The sequence below is a fragment of the Bacillus cereus genome (genome assembly GCF_025917685.1).
In the GTDB taxonomy this organism is placed as follows: Bacteria; Bacillota; Bacilli; order Bacillales; family Bacillaceae_G; genus Bacillus_A; species Bacillus_A cereus_AT.
This window is the reverse complement of the sequence record NZ_CP089518.1, coordinates 4,094,795-4,113,000: the sequence shown is the minus strand read 5'-3', so window position 1 is coordinate 4,113,000 and position 18,206 is coordinate 4,094,795. Positions and strand designations below refer to the sequence as shown.

The following is an 18,206-nucleotide window of genomic DNA, read 5'->3' as shown; positions in this document are numbered from 1 at the left end:
AGTAGGAGGAATCGCCATGAGTAAAATTATCGGTATTGACTTAGGTACAACAAACTCTTGTGTAGCTGTTATGGAAGGTGGAGAACCAAAGGTTATCCCAAATCCAGAAGGAAACCGTACAACACCTTCTGTTGTAGCTTTCAAAAATGAAGAGCGTCAAGTTGGGGAAGTTGCGAAACGTCAAGCAATTACAAACCCAAATACAATTATGTCTGTTAAACGTCATATGGGTACAGACTATAAAGTAGAAGTTGAAGGTAAAGATTATACACCTCAAGAAATTTCTGCAATCATTTTACAAAACTTAAAAGCTTCTGCTGAAGCATACTTAGGTGAAACAGTAACGAAAGCTGTTATTACAGTACCTGCATACTTCAACGATGCAGAGCGCCAAGCAACGAAAGATGCTGGTCGTATCGCTGGTTTAGAAGTTGAGCGTATCATTAACGAGCCGACAGCAGCAGCACTTGCTTACGGTTTAGAAAAACAAGATGAAGAACAAAAAATCTTAGTATATGACTTAGGTGGCGGTACATTTGACGTATCTATCCTTGAGTTAGCAGACGGCACATTCGAAGTTATTTCAACTGCTGGTGACAACCGTCTTGGTGGAGATGACTTTGACCAAGTTATCATCGATCACTTAGTAGCTGAATTTAAAAAAGAAAACAACATTGATTTAAGCCAAGATAAAATGGCACTTCAACGTTTGAAAGATGCAGCTGAAAAAGCGAAAAAAGATCTTTCAGGTGTAACACAAACACAAATTTCATTACCATTCATTAGTGCTGGAGCTGCTGGTCCATTACACTTAGAATTAACGTTAACAAGAGCGAAATTCGAAGAGCTTTCAGCAGGTCTTGTTGAAAGAACGTTAGAGCCAACTCGTCGTGCATTAAAAGACGCTGGTTTTGCTCCAAGCGAATTAGATAAAGTTATCCTTGTTGGTGGATCTACTCGTATCCCAGCTGTACAAGAAGCTATTAAACGTGAAACTGGTAAAGAGCCGTACAAAGGCGTAAACCCTGATGAAGTTGTAGCATTAGGTGCTGCAGTTCAAGGTGGCGTACTTACTGGTGATGTAGAAGGCGTACTATTATTAGACGTAACTCCACTTTCTTTAGGTATCGAAACTATGGGTGGTGTGTTCACGAAATTAATCGAACGTAACACTACAATTCCAACAAGTAAATCACAAGTATTCTCAACAGCTGCTGATAACCAACCAGCGGTAGACATTCACGTGCTACAAGGTGAGCGTCCAATGTCAGCTGATAACAAAACACTAGGTCGTTTCCAATTAACAGACCTTCCGCCAGCACCACGTGGTATCCCACAAATCGAAGTAACATTCGATATCGATGCGAACGGTATTGTTAACGTACGTGCGAAAGACTTAGGAACAAGCAAAGAGCAAGCTATTACAATCCAATCTTCTTCAGGTCTTTCTGATGATGAAGTAAATCGTATGGTACAAGAAGCAGAAGCAAATGCTGATGCTGACCAAAAACGTAAGGAAGAAGTTGAACTTCGTAACGAAGCTGACCAACTTGTATTCCAAACAGATAAAGTTGTAAAAGATTTAGAAGGTAAAGTCGATGCAGCTGAAGTAGCAAAAGCAACAGAAGCGAAAGAAGCATTACAAGCGGCAATCGAGAAAAACGAACTTGATGAAATCCGTGCGAAAAAAGATGCTCTTCAAGAAATCGTACAACAATTAACTGTTAAATTATATGAGCAAGCTCAAGCGGCTGCAGGGCAAGCAGAAGGTGCACAAGGAGCACAAGACGCTGGCGCGAAAAAAGACAATGTAGTTGACGCTGAGTTTGAAGAAGTAAAAGAAGACAAGTAATATAAATAAGTAAGATGACAAAAAGTCAAAGTCAAGCGTGCCTTGGCTTTGGCTTTTTTCACGAATAAGAAAAAAGTGGTTATTTGTGTTAAGGCATTCTTGAGAAGATCTTAAGTTTTAGGCTTTGCATATTGTAAGTGAGGAAACATTGTTGCAAAGCACTTTCTTTCGGTGTTAAAATTACGTTTATGTGAAAGATTCGGGGGTTACAAATTTATGAATAAACGAGACTATTATGAGGTCCTTGGACTTAGCAAGGGCGCTTCAAAAGATGAAATTAAAAAAGCGTATCGTCGTTTGGCTAAAAAATACCATCCAGACGTAAGTAAAGAAGAAAATGCAATTGAAAAGTTTAAAGAAGTACAAGAAGCATACGAAGTATTAAGTGATGATCAAAAGCGTGCGCAGTACGATCAGTTTGGTCATGCTGGTGCAAATCAAGGTTTTGGCGGCGGGGGAGACTTCGGCGGTGGCTTCGGTTTTGAAGATATTTTTAGTTCGTTCTTTGGCGGTGGCGGCAGACGTCGTGATCCAAATGCTCCGCGCCAAGGTGCTGACTTACAATATCAAGTCACTTTAGATTTTGAAGAAGCTATTTTTGGTAAAGAGTTAAACGTTGAAATTCCAGTAGAAGATCCATGTGATACTTGTAAAGGTAGCGGAGCGAAACCAGGAACTTCAAAAGAAACATGTAAACATTGTTCAGGATCAGGTCAAGTAAGTGTAGAACAAAATACACCGTTTGGTCGTATTGTAAACCGTCAAGCTTGTGGTCATTGTTCAGGAACTGGTCAAATGATTAAAGAAAAATGTACGACATGTCACGGTTCAGGTAAAGTACGTAAACGTAAAAAAATTAACGTTAAAATTCCAGCGGGTATCGATAATGGCCAACAAATTCGCGTCTCTGGTAAAGGTGAGGCAGGTGTGAATGGTGGACCAGCAGGTGATTTATATGTAGTTGTTCATGTGAGAAATCATGAATTCTTCGAACGTGATGGTGATCATATTATTTGTGAAATGCCATTGACATTCGCACAAGTAGCGCTTGGTGCTGAAGTAGAAGTGCCTACAGTTCACGGAAAAGTGAAGTTGAAAATTCCGGCAGGAACACAAACAGGAACGGAATTCCGTTTAAAAGGAAAAGGTGCTCCGAACGTACGTGGATATGGTCAAGGAGATCAATACGTAGTAGTTCGCGTTGTTGTACCGACGAAATTAACTTCGCATCAAAAAGAATTATTGCGTGAGTTCGCTGGTCAAGAAAATCAAGATGATAGCTTATTCGGAAAGCTTAAACGTGCTTTCAAAGGGGAATAATGGAAATAAAAAATGGAGTTGGTAAATTGTGAAATGGTCAGAAATTAGTATTCATACAACAGAAGAAGCAGTAGAAGCTGTCTCTCATATTTTGCATGAAGCAGGCGCTAGCGGGGTTGCAATTGAGGACCCGGCGGAGTTAACGAAAGAGCGTGAGCAACAATACGGTGAGATTTATGCACTTAACCCTGATGAATACCCAAGTGAAGGTGTTTTAGTGAAAGCATATTTTCCACAAACGGATTCTTTACACGAAACGGTTGCGGGTGTAAAATCATCTATTGATGCACTACCATCTTTCGACATCGAAATTGGTACCGGTAATATTACAATTAATGAAGTCGATGAGGAAGATTGGGCTACTGCTTGGAAGAAGTATTATCATCCAGTTCAAATTTCTGATACATTCACAATTGTGCCGACGTGGGAAGAATATACACCATCTTCTCCGGATGAAAAAATCATTGAATTAGACCCGGGTATGGCGTTTGGTACAGGAACTCATCCAACAACAACGATGTGTATTCGTGCTTTAGAAAAAACAGTTCAATCAGGTGATACTGTCATTGATGTAGGAACAGGTTCTGGTGTACTTAGTATTGCAGCGGCAAAATTAGGTGCGTCTTCTGTTCAAGCATATGATTTAGATCCAGTTGCAGTGGAAAGTGCAGAAATGAATGTACGTTTAAATAAAACAGATGATATCGTGTCTGTTGGACAAAATAGTCTTTTAGAAGGTATTGAAGGACCTGTTGATTTAATCGTAGCGAATTTATTAGCAGAAATTATTCTTCTGTTCCCTGAAGATGCAGCAAGAGTTGTAAAATCAGGTGGATTATTCATTACATCTGGTATTATTGCTGCGAAAGAAAAAGTAATTTCTGAGGCGTTAGAAAAAGCTGGATTTACAATTGAAGAAGTGTTACGAATGGATGATTGGGTAGCAATTATTGCACGAAATGCGTAATATAGATTTTAGTTTATAATGAAAAGGGGGAGTCTCTCACTATAAGGTGAGGGACTTGCCGTTTGTTATATGAAAAATGATAACGTTTCGTTCTTTTCGTAAGTGTTGACTTACGAAAGGAACGAAACTCTACTAAGGTGATTATATGCAACGTTATTTTGTAGAAGAGAAATATGTAAATGAGACAAGTATTCGTATTGTAGGTGATGACGTACATCATATCGTGAGAGTGATGCGTATGTCAGCTGGTGATCATATTTATTGCTGTGTAAACGGAAAAACAGCGGTATGTTCAATTGATGAAATTACCAGTGAATTTGTTGAGACAGCTATTGTAGAATGGGTAGAGGTATCGAGTGAACTTCCTGTGTTCGTGACGATTGCAAGTGGACTGCCAAAAGGAGACAAGCTAGAGTTAATTTTCCAAAAAGGAACTGAGCTTGGGGCAGCCGCATTTTTACCATTTCAAGCATCTCGCTCTATCGTAAAATGGGATGCGAAAAAAGCTGATAAAAAAGTTGAGCGTTTAAGAAAAATTGTGAAAGAAGCTGCGGAACAATCGCATAGAAGTGAAGTTCCAGAAGTATATGCTCCAGCATCGTTTAAGCAATTGCTTTCAATGAGTGGTGAATATGATGTTTGTCTTGTTGCGTACGAAGAGGAAGCGAAACAAGGCGAGAAATCTAATTTTGCGAAAGCTTTAACGACAATGAAACCAGGTCAAAAGCTATTGATTGTATTTGGCCCAGAAGGTGGCTTAGCTGAGGAAGAGATTACAGCGCTTCGAGAACATAAATTTGTACCATGTAGTTTAGGACCAAGGATTTTAAGAACGGAAACGGCACCGCTTTATGCGTTAAGTGCTGCTTCTTATCATTTTGAATTGATGGGGTGATGATCAATGTCAACTGTTGCGTTCCACACGTTAGGTTGTAAAGTAAACCACTATGAAACAGAAGCGATTTGGCAATTGTTTAAACAAGGTGGTTATGAAAGAACTGAATATGAAAAGAAATCTGATGTATATGTTATTAACACATGTACAGTAACAAATACTGGAGATAAAAAAAGCCGTCAAGTTATTAGACGTGCTGTACGTCAAAATCCAGATGCAGTAATATGTGTAACTGGATGTTATGCACAAACATCTCCAGCTGAAATTATGGCGATTCCAGGTGTAGATATTGTAGTTGGTACACAGGATCGTGAAAAGATGTTAGGATACATTGAAGAATTCCGTAAAGAGCGTCAACCAATTAATGCTGTCCGTAACATTATGAAAACACGTGTGTACGAAGAACTTGATGTGCCGTATTTCACGGATCGTACACGCGCTTCATTAAAAATACAAGAAGGTTGCAATAACTTCTGTACGTTCTGTATCATTCCTTGGGCGCGTGGTTTAATGCGTTCTCGTGATGGAAAAGAAGTTATTAAACAAGCGCAGCAATTAGTAGACGCAGGCTATAAAGAAATCGTATTAACTGGTATTCATACAGGTGGATACGGTGAAGATATTAAAGATTATAACTTAGCTGGATTACTTCGTGATATGGAAGCAGAAGTAGATGGATTAAAACGTCTTCGTATTTCTTCTATTGAAGCGAGTCAAATTTCAGATGAAGTAATTGAAGTGTTAGATAAATCTGAAGTAGTTGTACGCCACTTGCATATTCCATTGCAATCAGGATCTAATACTGTATTAAAACGTATGCGTCGTAAGTATACGATGGAATTTTTCCAAGAGCGTTTAGATCGTTTGAAAGAAGCTTTACCGGGTCTTGCGATTACGTCAGACGTAATCGTTGGTTTCCCAGGTGAAACAGAAGAAGAATTTATGGAAACATACAATTTCATTAAAGAGAATCGCTTCTCTGAGTTACACGTATTCCCTTACTCAAAACGTACAGGAACACCTGCAGCGCGTATGGAAGATCAAGTTCCTGAAGATGTGAAGAACGATCGTGTTCACCGTTTAATTGAACTATCTAATCAATTAGCGAAAGAGTATGCTTCACAGTTCGAAGGCGAAGTGCTTGAAATTATCCCGGAAGAGCAATTTAAAGATGGCGACCGTGAAGGGTTATATGTAGGTTATACAGATAACTATTTGAAAATTGTATTTGAAGGGTCAGAAGAATTAATTGGTAAGCTAGTGAAAGTGAAAATTACGAAAGCTGGTTATCCATATAACGAAGCGCAATTTGTTCGTGTTCTTGAAGATGATGTGAAAAAAGAATCAGCAAGCGCATAATAAAAAGCATGCAACCGAAAATGGTTTGCATGCTTTTTTCTTTCGGGGAGAAGTTAAGTATTGAAATGGATGCAATGGAGTGCCATAAAATAAGTGGTTATTTAGCAAATTTTGTATGAAAAAATTTGCGTGATAAAAATATATTTGTTTTGAGGTGGAAGCGATAATGGCTGTTTACATAGATTTTTGAAAAAGGAAGAGCATCTAGTCTTCTTTTATTCTGTCAAATAGTTGACCTGAAGTGATAAAATGTATTATAATCGTAAAAGACATGCTGAAGAAGTGTTTCTTTTTGCATGCTGAAGTTAGTATGTAAGTGTGATGTTTCGGAGGGAGGGAAAGAGAATGTCAAAAACAGTCGTTCGTAAAAACGAGTCTTTGGAGGATGCACTTCGCCGTTTTAAAAGATCGGTTTCTAAAACTGGTACACTTGCTGAAGCAAGAAAGCGCGAGTTTTATGAAAAGCCAAGTGTAAAACGTAAGAAGAAATCTGAAGCGGCAAGAAAGCGTAAGTTCTAAGAGAGGGTGTAAGTGATGAGTCTTCTCGGTCGTTTAAACGATGATATGAAACAAGCGATGAAGAATAAACAAAAAGAAAAATTAACCGTTATTCGTATGGTTAAGGCTGCTTTACAAAATGAAGGTATTAAACTGCAGCATACTCTTACTGAAGAAGAGGAATTAACAGTTTTAGCTCGTGAAGTAAAACAGTATAAGGACTCCCTCCTTGAATTTAAAAAAGCTGGTCGTGAAGACCTTGTTGATAAACTGCAAAGTGAAATTCAGATTTTAAGCGCATATTTGCCGGAGCAATTAACAGAAGAAGAACTAGCGGATATAATTAAGCAAGTTATTTCTGAAGTTGGTGCTACATCTAAAGCAGATATGGGTAAAGTGATGACTGCTGTTATGCCGAAAGTAAAAGGTAAAACAGACGGATCGCTTGTGAATAAGCTGGTTATACAGCTATTAGCATAAAAAAGCGTCTCATTTCGTATGAGACGTTTTTTTATGCTTTTTTCAGTTTGGACGTGATATTACAAGCTCTTTTTTCATACATATGGGATGAGAGGGGGTCTTTTGAGATGAAAAAATTAGAACAAATGAAGAATTGGTTAACGAAGCAAATAGACCTGCCAGTGGATGTGCTAATGGATCTACCTCGGATTACGCTTGTTGGGCAAGTGCATATCTATATAGAAAATCATCGAGGTTTATTAGTGTTTTCAGATAAAGAAGTAAGGTTGTTATTAAAACAAGGTCAACTATTAATTAAGGGGCAATCCTTTGTTATTAAAACAATCCTCCCGGAAGAACTTTTGCTTGAAGGGATTATCGAACAAGTGATGTTTTTAGAAAATGAAAAGAAAGAGGAGTGAGGGAAACTTCCGTTTGTGAAGTTTTTCTTCTTTATTTTAGTGATCTGACCTTAATATTCACTTTATCCCGCAGTTACTGCCCGTAAAAGCTCGAGGGGTGTGCGTTAATAATCAGTGGGTATGGACAAAACCTCCACTTATTAAACTTTCATCCTATGCATATGCCCGATTAGTGAGGAGAAAAACCTCACCGATTAAAGCTTCGATTAGTACGAGCTATTTGATGCTTAAAGTGAAAAGTGTTGTATCTACTTTTAGAAAGGTAGTGAAGGTAGTCGATGAAAAATAAATGGTTTATAAAATGGCTTGGGTATGTAAAAGTGCGAATTGAAGGTAGAGGAGCAGAACGCTTCGTTAACGAATGTGTACGTAGGAATTTATTAGTTTGGGATGTAAAGAAGATAGCGGATGAAACGTTAGTTTTTTGCATGTTATTACGAGATGTGAAAAAGATAAAACCAATTTATAGAAAGAATGAATGTAAATTATATTTTATTGGACGTTACGGTTTTCCATTTTGGAATAAGCGTTTAATTAAAAATAGTGGATTTTTAATTGGGTTTTTAATATTTTTTTTCGGAATGATTACATTATCAAATATGGTTTGGAAAATTGAAATTACAGGAGCAAAACCTGAAACGGAATATATATTGATGAAAGAATTGGACAAAATGGGTATTAAAAAAGGGAAATTACAGTTTCAAATGCCTAGTGTAGAAAATGTTCAGCGGCATTTAACGGACAATATTAATGCAATTACTTGGGCAGGATTGGAAATAAGAGGGACAACATATCATTTTAAAATTGTTGAAAAAAACGAGCCGAAAAAAGAAAAGGAACAAAGGCCGCAAAATTTAATTGCGAAAAAAGAAGCAACTATTACGAAAACGTTTGTGGAGGTAGGAAAACCGGTCGTTATGAAAAATGACCATGTAGAAAAGGGACAGCTTCTCGTATCGGGGATGTATGGTAATGAGGAGAATCCGACGGTTGTTTCGGCTAAAGGTATTGTATACGGGGAAACTTGGTACAAATCTGAGGTTGATGTTCCGTTAAAGACACAATTTCAAGTGTATACTGGTAATTCTTATAATGAATATTTTCTTGAATTTGGTAGTGTTAAAATAAAAATATGGGGATTTCAACATGATAAGTATAAGCGCTCTCGTACTGAAAGTGTAAAACATGATGTGAAATTATTTGGCTTCACATTACCGATTGCGTACGAAAAAGATATTGTACGAGAAGAAGAAGAAGCAAACCGAGAATATACTGAAAAACAAGCGATGAAAGTGGCAAAAGAGATGGCAGAAAAAGAACTAAAGAAAAAATTGGATGAACATGCTATGATTGTAAGTGATAAGATTTTGAGTAAAGAGATTGAGGCGGATCACTTAAAGGTCACGTTACATTACACAGTGATTGAAAATATTGCAGAGCCGCAACCAATATCTGAATCCGATATTCAAGGAGACTGAGTGATGGCAGAACAATTAGTAGAAATGAACCAACAATTGGAAAATCCTAACGAGGCAATCGCTCTATTTGGGGTAAATGATGCTCATTTAAAAGTAATTGAACGAGAACTTAGTGTATCGATTATAACTAGAGGAGAGTCTGTTCGTGTATCTGGGGCAGATGAAGCTGTAGTGCTCGTAGAAAAAATCTTACAACAGCTACTTGTTGTTATCCGTAAAGGTGTATCAATTTCGGAAAGAGATGTTGCGTACGCAATTCAGCTTGGAAAACAAGGGAAAATTGCTCAATTCGAAGAGTTATATGAAGAGGAAATTTTTAAAACAGCAAAAGGTAAATCCATTCGTGTGAAAACGATGGGACAAAGAAGATATATTCATGCAATGAAAAAGAATGATGTTGTATTTGGGATAGGACCTGCTGGGACAGGGAAGACATACTTAGCTGTAGTAATGGCTGTGAGAGCTTTAAAGCAAGGGTATGTGAAGAAAATTATTTTAACAAGACCTGCTGTAGAGGCTGGAGAGAGTTTAGGCTTTTTACCAGGTGATTTGAAAGAAAAAGTAGATCCGTATTTACGTCCGTTGTATGATGCGTTGCACGATATTCTTGGGCAAGAATACACACAGCGTATGATGGAACGTGGTGTAATTGAAATTGCACCTCTTGCTTATATGAGAGGACGTACTCTTGATGATTCATTTGTTATATTAGATGAGGCACAGAATACAACTGGTGCTCAAATAAAAATGTTTTTAACACGATTAGGTTTTAGTTCTAAAATGGTTATTACGGGAGACCCCTCACAGGTAGATTTGCCAAAAGGGGTAAAATCAGGTCTTTCTATTGCTGCTAATATTTTATCTGGTGTATCAGGTCTTTCGTTCATAACACTGGAACAAACAGACGTTGTGAGACACCCATTAGTGCAACGTATTATTGAGGCATATGATAAAATGGAATGATCCTATTTGTCAGGGTCATTTCTTTTTGTATGATAAGGTTGGCGAATGACATATTTTTTACTATCATTAAAGACGAGGGAAATGAACTATAGGTGATAGTGGATAAAAATGTTGTCCAAAAATTATCGTTGCCTAGAAGAAATGAAAGCTATAAATAGTTTCACTTTATTTCTGGAGAGGAGAAGGTATTGAAATCATGTCAAGATCTCAAGAAATTTTTAAGTGGTTTCGTAATATACAACATTCGAAAAAACTAAGTTGGGTTTCTTACGTATTATTGGGAGCAGTACTGTTTTTTGCACTTATGAATAATGTAAAGCCAGAGCAATTAGATGTTAAAGAGCTCGAAATTGCTAAAAAAACAATTCACTCTCCTATTAAAATTGAAGATAAAGCCGCAACGGCGAAAAAGAAAAACGAAGCCGCTCAAAAGGTTGAGGATAAATATACATATAAAAGCGAATATAAGCAAAATAAAGTGGATATTGTAACTTCCGTCTTTGATGCGGTAAGTGAAGTAGAGGCAGAGGCTAAATCAACTGGCCCAGACGAGTATAAAAAAATTTCTGATGTGGACAAATTGGACAAGTTAAAGAAGAAATTACCAACAGATTTAGCAAAAAGTTTAACCGATCCGATTTTGTTGAAATTTATTAATGCTGATTCAAGTCAATTGTCATTGGCAAAGGATGCGGCTGTAACAGCGGTTAATAAAATTATGAGGGAACACATCAAGATGGATCAAGAAGAAGCTGCAAGAGAACAGTTTGTTACTGAAATGAGTAGCGTAAGTATAAGTAGTGATTTAAAAGACGCGGTGAATACACTAGGGAAGTATGCGGTTACAGCGAACTATTTTTATGATTCAGCTGCGACGAAAGATAGTAAAAAAATAGCGGAAGATTCAGTTGCATCAGTTTTTATCCTTCAAGGGCAAGTTCTTGTGAAAGAAGGCGATACGATTTCACGAGAAGCATATGAGCAGTTGAAGTTAGCAGGATTGTTAGAGAAGGGCAATACCTTCCAACCTTATGTTGGTCTAGCGGTACTCATTTGTGTGTTATTGTACTTTATGCATAAGCAGTTTGAAGTGTTTTTACAGCGGAAAAGAGAAGATAGGCCGTATGTCTTAGCGTATATTACAATTTTGTCTATCACGATTGTTTTAATGAAAATCATTAGTTTGTTTCAAAAGCTTGAATATGCAGGAATCGCGTATGTTGTTCCAGTTGCCATGGGAACAATACTTGTAAAATTAATGATTGGTGATCGATTTGTATTTTTAACGAGTATGATCTTTTCTGTATGCGGAAGTATTATGTTTAATGAAGGTGTAACGAGTACACTGAATTATAGTGTGGGGATTTATGTTTTATTAAGTTCATTATCAGTTAGTATTTTCTTGAGAGAAAAAAATCGTCGTACGATGATTTTACAAGCTGGTATACTCGTTTCTGTATTAAATGTAGTCGTATTAGCGGCTTTGCTATTATTACGTAACGGGAATTTTTCGCCTCTTGAAATTGGGGTGCAATTATTAATGGCTGCTGTTTCGGGTATTATCTCTTCTGTTCTAGCTATGGGGATTTTACCGTATTTAGAAAGTGGTCTTGGGATTGTATCGAGTATGAAGTTGATGGAACTTTCAAGTCCGAATCACCCACTTTTGCGTAAAATTTTATTAGAAGCACCAGGTACATATCATCATAGTGTAATGGTAGCTAATCTCTCAGAAGCTGCTTGTGAAGCAGTTGGAGCAAATGGAGTATTAGCGCGTGTAGGGGCGTATTATCATGATGTAGGGAAAACGGTACAACCACAGTTTTTTATTGAAAACCAAATGGGTATTGAAAACCCGCATGATAGATTAGACCCTGTAACGAGCAAAGATATTATAATTGCTCATGTAACCGATGGGGTGAGAATGTTAGAGGAACACCATATACCTCAAGAAATTATCGATATTGCTGGACAGCATCATGGTACAACGTTACTTAAATATTTTTACTATAAGGCGATTAAAGAAGATAAAGAGAAATATACGGAGGGAATGTTCCGCTATCCAGGATCAAAAGCAACTTCTAAAGAGTCAGCAATCGTTGGTATTGCTGATAGTGTAGAAGCGGCGGTACGTTCGATGAACCATCCAACGCCAGATCAGATTAATAATTTAGTGCAAAGTATTATTAGAGATCGTTTGCAAGACGGTCAATTTAGTGAATGTGATTTGACATTTAAGGAACTACAAATCGTTGGAAAAACGTTATGTGAAACGTTAAATGGTATTTTCCATTCCCGTATTACATATCCGGAACCGCCGGAAGAAAAGGAGAAAGAATGAGTTTATTAATTGATTTTATTGATGAAACAGAAGAAGTGAAAGACGAATATATAAGTTTGATTCGAGGTTTAGTAGAGAAAGCGGCCCAAATGGAGAACATAGAAGAAGGCGCAGAATTATCGGTTACATTTGTAGATAATGAACGTATTCGTGAAATAAACCGTGATTACCGAGATAAGGATCAGCCTACGGACGTTATTTCTTTTGCTATGGAAGAAATGGGAGAAGGCGAAATGGAAATTATCGGTGCGGAGATGCCACGTATGTTAGGGGATCTTATTATTTCTATTCCAAGAGCGAAAGAGCAAGCTGAGGAATATGGACACTCTTTTGATCGTGAACTTGGGTTTTTAGCGTTACATGGCTTTTTACATTTGCTTGGTTATGATCACATGACAGAAGAAGATGAAAAAGAAATGTTTGGAAGACAAAAAGAAATTTTAGAGGCATTTGGATTAGGGCGATGAAAAAAGGAAAACTTATAAATAGTTTTGGATATGCTATAGCTGGTATATACTTTTGTCTTCGTCATGAACGAAATATGAAAATTCATTATTTAGCCGCAGTCATTGTCATATGCTGCGGCTTTTATTTCCATATTACAAAAATAGAATGGATTGTATTACTTATTGTGATTGGAATTGTAATGAGTTTGGAGATGGTGAATACGGCTATTGAAAAAACAGTAGATTTAGCAACCACCGATATTCATCCGTTTGCGAAAAACGCAAAGGATGTTGCAGCGGGATCAGTTTTATTATTTACGATTATAGCTGTTGTAATTGGTGCTATTATCTTCTTACCGTATATGGTATAGTTGCATTCCAAAGTTTTTATTAAGCTTTGGGAGCGCCGTGAGGGCCTTTAATAGAAGAATGTATCTATTCACAGCTGTGAACGGAAAGGATGCGGGAATATGAATAGCAAACAATTAATTCAAGAAGCAATCGAAGCGCGTAAACAAGCGTACGTACCATATTCTAAATTTCAAGTAGGTGCAGCTTTACTAACTCAGGATGGAAAAATATATCGTGGATGTAATGTTGAAAATGCATCATATGGTTTATGTAACTGTGCAGAAAGAACAGCTTTATTTAAGGCGATTTCTGAAGGAGATAAAGGGTTTATAGCTATTGCAGTTGTAGCGGATACAAAGCGTCCGGTACCTCCTTGTGGAGCATGTCGACAAGTTATGGTAGAATTATGTAAACAGGATACGAAAGTATACCTGTCAAATTTACATGGTGACGTTCAAGAGACTACAGTTGGAGAATTGTTACCAGGAGCATTTTTAGCGGAGGATTTACATGAATAGAAAAGGTTATAAATCAGGTTTTGTCTCTATTATTGGCAGACCGAATGTTGGAAAATCTACATTTTTAAATCGTATTATCGGCCAAAAAATTGCCATTATGAGTGACAAGCCACAAACAACTCGTAATAAAATTCAAGGCGTATATACAGAAAATGATTCACAAGTAATTTTCATTGATACACCAGGAATACATAAACCTAAACATAAACTAGGCGACTTCATGGTGAAGATGGCTCAAACGACATTAAAAGAAGTTGATATTGTTCTGTTTATGGTCAATGCAGTTGAAGGATTTGGTCGTGGTGAGGAATTCATTATTGAGAAATTAAAAGAAACGAAACAACCAGTATTTTTAGTAATTAATAAAATTGACCAACTTCATCCAGAGCAATTATTAGAGTTAATTGATCAATACCGTAAACTATATGAGTTTGCAGAGATTGTACCAATTTCTGCATTAGACGGTAATAATGTGGACGCTTTAATTGGAACAATTAAAAAGTATTTACCAGAAGGACCGCAATACTACCCAGATAATCAAGTAACGGATCATCCAGAGCGATTTATTATTTCAGAGCTTATTCGTGAAAAAGTATTACATTTAACACGTGAAGAAGTGCCGCACTCTGTAGCGGTTGTTATTGATGCGATTCAAAAACGTGAGGGCGGAGCGGTTTATATAAACGCAACGATTGTTGTTGAACGTGCATCACAAAAAGGGATTATTATAGGTAAGCAAGGGAAGATGTTAAAAGAAGTCGGTAAGCGAGCTCGTTTTGACATTGAAGCACTACTTGGTTCTAAAGTATTTTTAGAAGTATGGGTAAAAGTGCAAAAAGATTGGCGTAATAAGATGTCGCAGCTCCGTGACCTTGGTTTCCGTGAAGACGAGTATTAATATGGAGTAAAGTTGTAATCAGTGGATGGTTCATTCATCCACTGATTATTGGTTTTTATGAACCTTGATAAATTAGGAAAAATTTTTCTCACATGAAAATGAACAAAATGGGTCAATTTAATAACAACAAAGGAAATTGGTTTATAGGCTACGCTTATTGAGAAAGGTGGATTCTTATGCTAGATTTTACCTGGAAGTTTTTCTCCAAAACAGGAAGCATTGAAACGTATTTGCTTTTGAAAGAAATGGAAAAAGACGTAAACGATGAGATGGATCAACATGAAGAGGAGTTAGCGCATCTAGACTCTCCAATTTCTTGACCCGTTTTGTTCAAACCTTGGATGGTGACGAACATGTTTCAAAAAGTTGAGGGCATTGTTATCCGTACGACAGATTACGGAGAAACGAACAAGATTGTTACAATATTCTCACGGGAATTTGGTAAGGTAAGTGCAATGGCAAGAGGGGCGAAAAAACCGAAGAGTCGGTTAGCAGCTGTTTCGCAACTTATGACACATGGTCATTTTCTTATTCAAATAGGATCTGGACTTGGAACTTTGCAACAAGGCGAGATCATTTCATCTATGAAAGAAATTCGTGAGGATATATTTTTAACTGCTTATGCATCATTTATTATTGAATTAACTGATAAAGCAACAGAAGATAAGAAGAATAATCCATATTTATTTGAAATGTTATATCAAACGTTGCATTATATGTGTGAGGGTGTTGACCCTGAAGTATTATCATTAATTTATCAAACGAAAATGCTTCCGGTATTAGGGATGCGCCCGTACTTTGATACATGTGCTATTTGTCATCAAGAAACAGATTTTGTCGCCTTCTCTGTTCGGGAAGGCGGTTTTCTGTGCTCGCGTCATGCAGAGCAAGATCAGTATCGTATTCCGGTGGGAGAGGCTGTTCATAAATTATTACGTCTCTTTTTTCACTTCGATCTACACCGGCTCGGTAATGTATCGGTAAAGGATAGTACAAAAAAACAAATGCGCACAGTATTGAATACATATTATGATGAATATTGTGGGATTTATTTGAAATCAAGGCGTTTCTTAGAACAACTTGATAAATTTCAAATATAAAAAGGGCCGTATACGGTCCTTTTTACATACTTTCTTTTTCGAATAGCATATTTAGTATATAATATTTAAGAGATAGTATAACTTTTTTCGTTGTGCATTAAAGGTGGTGATTATCATAGAGCTGAATAAACGGCAAGAACATATCATTCAGATTGTAAAAGATCACGGTCCTATTACAGGGGAGTCAATTGCTGCGCAATTGGGTTTAACACGTGCAACGCTAAGACCAGACTTAGCAATTTTAACGATGGCTGGTTATTTAGAAGCGCGTCCACGCGTAGGTTATTTTTATACGGGTAAAACTGGGGGGCAGCTATTATCTGAAGCTGTTAAAAAAATTAAAGTGCAAGATTATCAATCTAGACCTGCTGTAATTGATAAAAATGTATCAGTATACGATGCAATCTGTACTATGTTTCTAGAGGATGTTGGTACATTGTTTGTTGTAGATCAAGCTACTTTATTGGTTGGCGTTGTATCTCGTAAAGATTTATTACGAGCTAGCTTAGGAAAGCAGGATTTAACCTCTCTCCCGGTTAATATTATCATGACAAGGATGCCAAACATTGCGATGTGTCGCAGGGAGGATTCTTTATATGATATTGCGATGGAATTAATAGAAAGACAGATTGATGCAATGCCAGTTGTAAAGGACACGAAACAAGGTCTAGAAGTGATTGGGCGAATTACAAAAACAAATATTACACGTGCGTTTGTAAATTTAGTAAATAACGAATAAGTGTAATTTGTTTAAAGTGAGGTAATGTAATGGATAATAAAATCGTATATGTCGTATCTGACTCTGTAGGAGAAACGGCTGATTTGGTTGTTAGAGCGGCAATGGGACAGTTCCCATTCGCTCCTGATATTAGACGTGTACCTTATGTAGAAGATACAGGGACGTTAAAAGAAGTGATCTCGATTGCCAAGAGCAATCAGGCGCTTATTTGTTTTACGTTAGTAAAGCCTGATATGCGTCAATATTTATTGACAGAGGCGGCAAAAGAAGGGGTAGAGGCATACGATATTATCGGACCTCTTATCGATCAAATTGAAGAAATTACAGGACAAGTACCAAGGTATGAGCCAGGTGTCGTTCGAAGATTAGATGAAGAGTACTTTAAAAAGATTGAAGCGATTGAATTTGCTGTTAAGTACGATGATGGTAGAGATGCACGTGGTATTTTAAAAGCCGATATCGTGTTGATTGGAATTTCACGTACATCAAAAACACCACTTTCACAATATTTAGCGCATAACAAACGCTTGAAAGTTGCCAATGTACCACTTGTACCAGAAGTGGATCCGCCTGAGGAATTATATAAAGTGGCAAAAGAGAAATGTTTCGGTTTGAAAATTACACCGGATAAGTTAAATCATATTCGAAAAGAACGATTAAAATCACTTGGATTAAGTGATGGAGCAACATATGCGAATATTAATCGTATTAAAGAAGAAATCGTTCATTTTGAGAATGTAGTGAGTAAAATAAATTGTCAAGTGATCGATGTATCAAATAAGGCGATTGAAGAAACAGCTAATATTATTGTGAATGCAGTGCAAAACCAAAAAATGTTTTAGCACATTTACCACAGGTGAATGTGCTTTTTTCGCTCGTGAGAAGTAGGACAATAACTATCGATTTAGTAATAGAATACAGTGTAATGGTTATACTTATATTCTTCTGTTTTTTTATTATGTTGAAGGAACGATTTAGTTATCTTTAAATGTAAAATGAAAATTAAAGGGATATGTAGCGTAGTTGAAGAAAATATATTATAATAAAAAATTGTGATAAAAACCTATATTTTACGTTTAGACTTTAATTTTTCAGAATAAACTAGGGATAGGATTTGCGAAAAAGACATGTATTTACGTTAAATCGACAAAATCTAGACAAGAAAACGCACATTATGGAAGGATTCACAGAAGGGATGTAGAATACAGAAATATGCAAAACATCAGTGAGATATTAGTTGATGCAGATGCATGTCCCGTGAAGGATGAAATTGTGCACGTTAGAACAAAAATTTATGTCGAAATTTTGTTTGTCGTATCGTAGGCTCATCGTTTAAGAAAACAGCAAGATAATTGGGTCTATGTAGATTTTAAGCAAGATGAAGTCGGTTTTTATATTTATCAACATGCCAAAGCTACAGATTTCGTGATCACATAGGATATGTGGCTTGCTAGTCTTCTTTTGAAAAAAGGAGTACATGTATTGTCTCCACGAAGTACATTTGTAAAAGATGAGCAAATGGATACAATTTTATATAGTAGGTATGTATTTGTGAAGTTACGCAGGCAAGGGGCTTATACAAAAGGCCCAAAATAGTTTA

The 18,206-nt window shown here is 36.9% G+C and carries 20 protein-coding genes; all 20 read left to right on the top strand.

The window, feature by feature from the left end; translation table 11 throughout:
* Window positions 1–16: 16 nt before the first annotated feature.
* The gene (dnaK, locus tag LUS72_RS21365) at window positions 17–1,852 is read left to right on the top strand and encodes a chaperone protein DnaK (RefSeq protein ID WP_002173509.1); all 1,836 of its coding nucleotides are present in this window, start codon (window positions 17–19) and stop codon (window positions 1,850–1,852) included.
* A gap of 216 nt (window positions 1,853–2,068) precedes the next feature.
* Window positions 2,069–3,172, top strand: a complete 1,104-nt coding sequence (dnaJ, locus tag LUS72_RS21360; protein WP_097830651.1) for a chaperone protein DnaJ — start codon at window positions 2,069–2,071, stop codon at window positions 3,170–3,172.
* A 28-nt stretch (window positions 3,173–3,200) separates the two neighbouring features.
* The gene (gene prmA, locus LUS72_RS21355; protein ID WP_097830652.1) at window positions 3,201–4,139 is read left to right on the top strand and encodes a 50S ribosomal protein L11 methyltransferase; all 939 of its coding nucleotides are present in this window, start codon (window positions 3,201–3,203) and stop codon (window positions 4,137–4,139) included.
* A gap of 145 nt (window positions 4,140–4,284) precedes the next feature.
* Entirely contained in the window at window positions 4,285–5,034 is a 750-nt protein-coding gene (locus tag LUS72_RS21350) for a 16S rRNA (uracil(1498)-N(3))-methyltransferase (RefSeq protein WP_264448236.1), read from the top strand.
* Window positions 5,035–5,040: 6 nt separating this feature from the next.
* Window positions 5,041–6,393 carry a tRNA (N(6)-L-threonylcarbamoyladenosine(37)-C(2))-methylthiotransferase MtaB gene (mtaB, locus tag LUS72_RS21345; protein WP_097830654.1) on the top strand — a complete coding sequence of 451 codons (1,353 nt, stop codon included), beginning with the start codon at window positions 5,041–5,043 and terminating at the stop codon, window positions 6,391–6,393.
* Window positions 6,394–6,738: 345 nt separating this feature from the next.
* Window positions 6,739–6,912, top strand: a complete 174-nt coding sequence (rpsU, locus tag LUS72_RS21340; RefSeq protein ID WP_000048061.1) for a 30S ribosomal protein S21 — start codon at window positions 6,739–6,741, stop codon at window positions 6,910–6,912.
* A 15-nt stretch (window positions 6,913–6,927) separates the two neighbouring features.
* Entirely contained in the window at window positions 6,928–7,371 is a 444-nt protein-coding gene (locus tag LUS72_RS21335; RefSeq protein WP_000054578.1) for a GatB/YqeY domain-containing protein, read from the top strand.
* A 107-nt stretch (window positions 7,372–7,478) separates the two neighbouring features.
* Window positions 7,479–7,772 (top strand): sporulation protein YqfC, encoded by a 294-nt coding sequence (yqfC, locus tag LUS72_RS21330; RefSeq protein WP_000732268.1) that lies wholly within the window; start codon window positions 7,479–7,481, stop codon window positions 7,770–7,772.
* A gap of 278 nt (window positions 7,773–8,050) precedes the next feature.
* The gene (gene yqfD / locus LUS72_RS21325; protein WP_097830655.1) at window positions 8,051–9,250 is read left to right on the top strand and encodes a sporulation protein YqfD; all 1,200 of its coding nucleotides are present in this window, start codon (window positions 8,051–8,053) and stop codon (window positions 9,248–9,250) included.
* Between the two features lie 3 nt (window positions 9,251–9,253).
* Window positions 9,254–10,213: a PhoH family protein gene (locus LUS72_RS21320; protein ID WP_000840505.1), complete on the top strand. Its 960-nt coding sequence runs from the start codon at window positions 9,254–9,256 to the stop codon at window positions 10,211–10,213.
* 196 nt (window positions 10,214–10,409) lie between these two features.
* Window positions 10,410–12,554 carry an HD family phosphohydrolase gene (locus LUS72_RS21315; protein ID WP_097830656.1) on the top strand — a complete coding sequence of 715 codons (2,145 nt, stop codon included), beginning with the start codon at window positions 10,410–10,412 and terminating at the stop codon, window positions 12,552–12,554.
* Complete coding sequence (gene ybeY / locus LUS72_RS21310; RefSeq protein WP_000054678.1) at window positions 12,551–13,021, top strand: rRNA maturation RNase YbeY; 471 nt, start codon at window positions 12,551–12,553, stop codon at window positions 13,019–13,021. Before LUS72_RS21315 ends, ybeY begins: the two co-directional genes overlap by 4 nt.
* Entirely contained in the window at window positions 13,018–13,371 is a 354-nt protein-coding gene (locus LUS72_RS21305) for a diacylglycerol kinase family protein (protein WP_000715486.1), read from the top strand. Before ybeY ends, LUS72_RS21305 begins: the two co-directional genes overlap by 4 nt.
* Window positions 13,372–13,470: 99 nt before the next feature.
* A complete protein-coding gene (locus tag LUS72_RS21300; RefSeq protein ID WP_097830657.1) occupies window positions 13,471–13,869 on the top strand; it encodes a cytidine deaminase in 399 nt (132 codons plus the stop codon).
* Window positions 13,862–14,767, top strand: coding sequence for a GTPase Era (era, locus tag LUS72_RS21295; protein WP_001080239.1), 906 nt, complete (start codon window positions 13,862–13,864; stop codon window positions 14,765–14,767). Before LUS72_RS21300 ends, era begins: the two co-directional genes overlap by 8 nt.
* 176 nt (window positions 14,768–14,943) lie before the next feature.
* The gene (locus LUS72_RS21290; protein WP_000883924.1) at window positions 14,944–15,087 is read left to right on the top strand and encodes a YqzL family protein; all 144 of its coding nucleotides are present in this window, start codon (window positions 14,944–14,946) and stop codon (window positions 15,085–15,087) included.
* A 33-nt stretch (window positions 15,088–15,120) separates the two neighbouring features.
* The gene (recO, locus tag LUS72_RS21285) at window positions 15,121–15,867 is read left to right on the top strand and encodes a DNA repair protein RecO (RefSeq protein WP_000487006.1); all 747 of its coding nucleotides are present in this window, start codon (window positions 15,121–15,123) and stop codon (window positions 15,865–15,867) included.
* A 106-nt stretch (window positions 15,868–15,973) separates the two neighbouring features.
* Window positions 15,974–16,606, top strand: a complete 633-nt coding sequence (locus tag LUS72_RS21280; protein WP_083596090.1) for a transcriptional regulator CcpN — start codon at window positions 15,974–15,976, stop codon at window positions 16,604–16,606.
* Window positions 16,607–16,635: 29 nt separating this feature from the next.
* The gene (locus LUS72_RS21275; RefSeq protein WP_071747361.1) at window positions 16,636–17,448 is read left to right on the top strand and encodes a pyruvate, water dikinase regulatory protein; all 813 of its coding nucleotides are present in this window, start codon (window positions 16,636–16,638) and stop codon (window positions 17,446–17,448) included.
* Window positions 17,449–18,088: 640 nt separating this feature from the next.
* A complete protein-coding gene (locus LUS72_RS21270) occupies window positions 18,089–18,202 on the top strand; it encodes a hypothetical protein (protein WP_097830658.1) in 114 nt (37 codons plus the stop codon).
* Window positions 18,203–18,206: the final 4 nt, after the last annotated feature.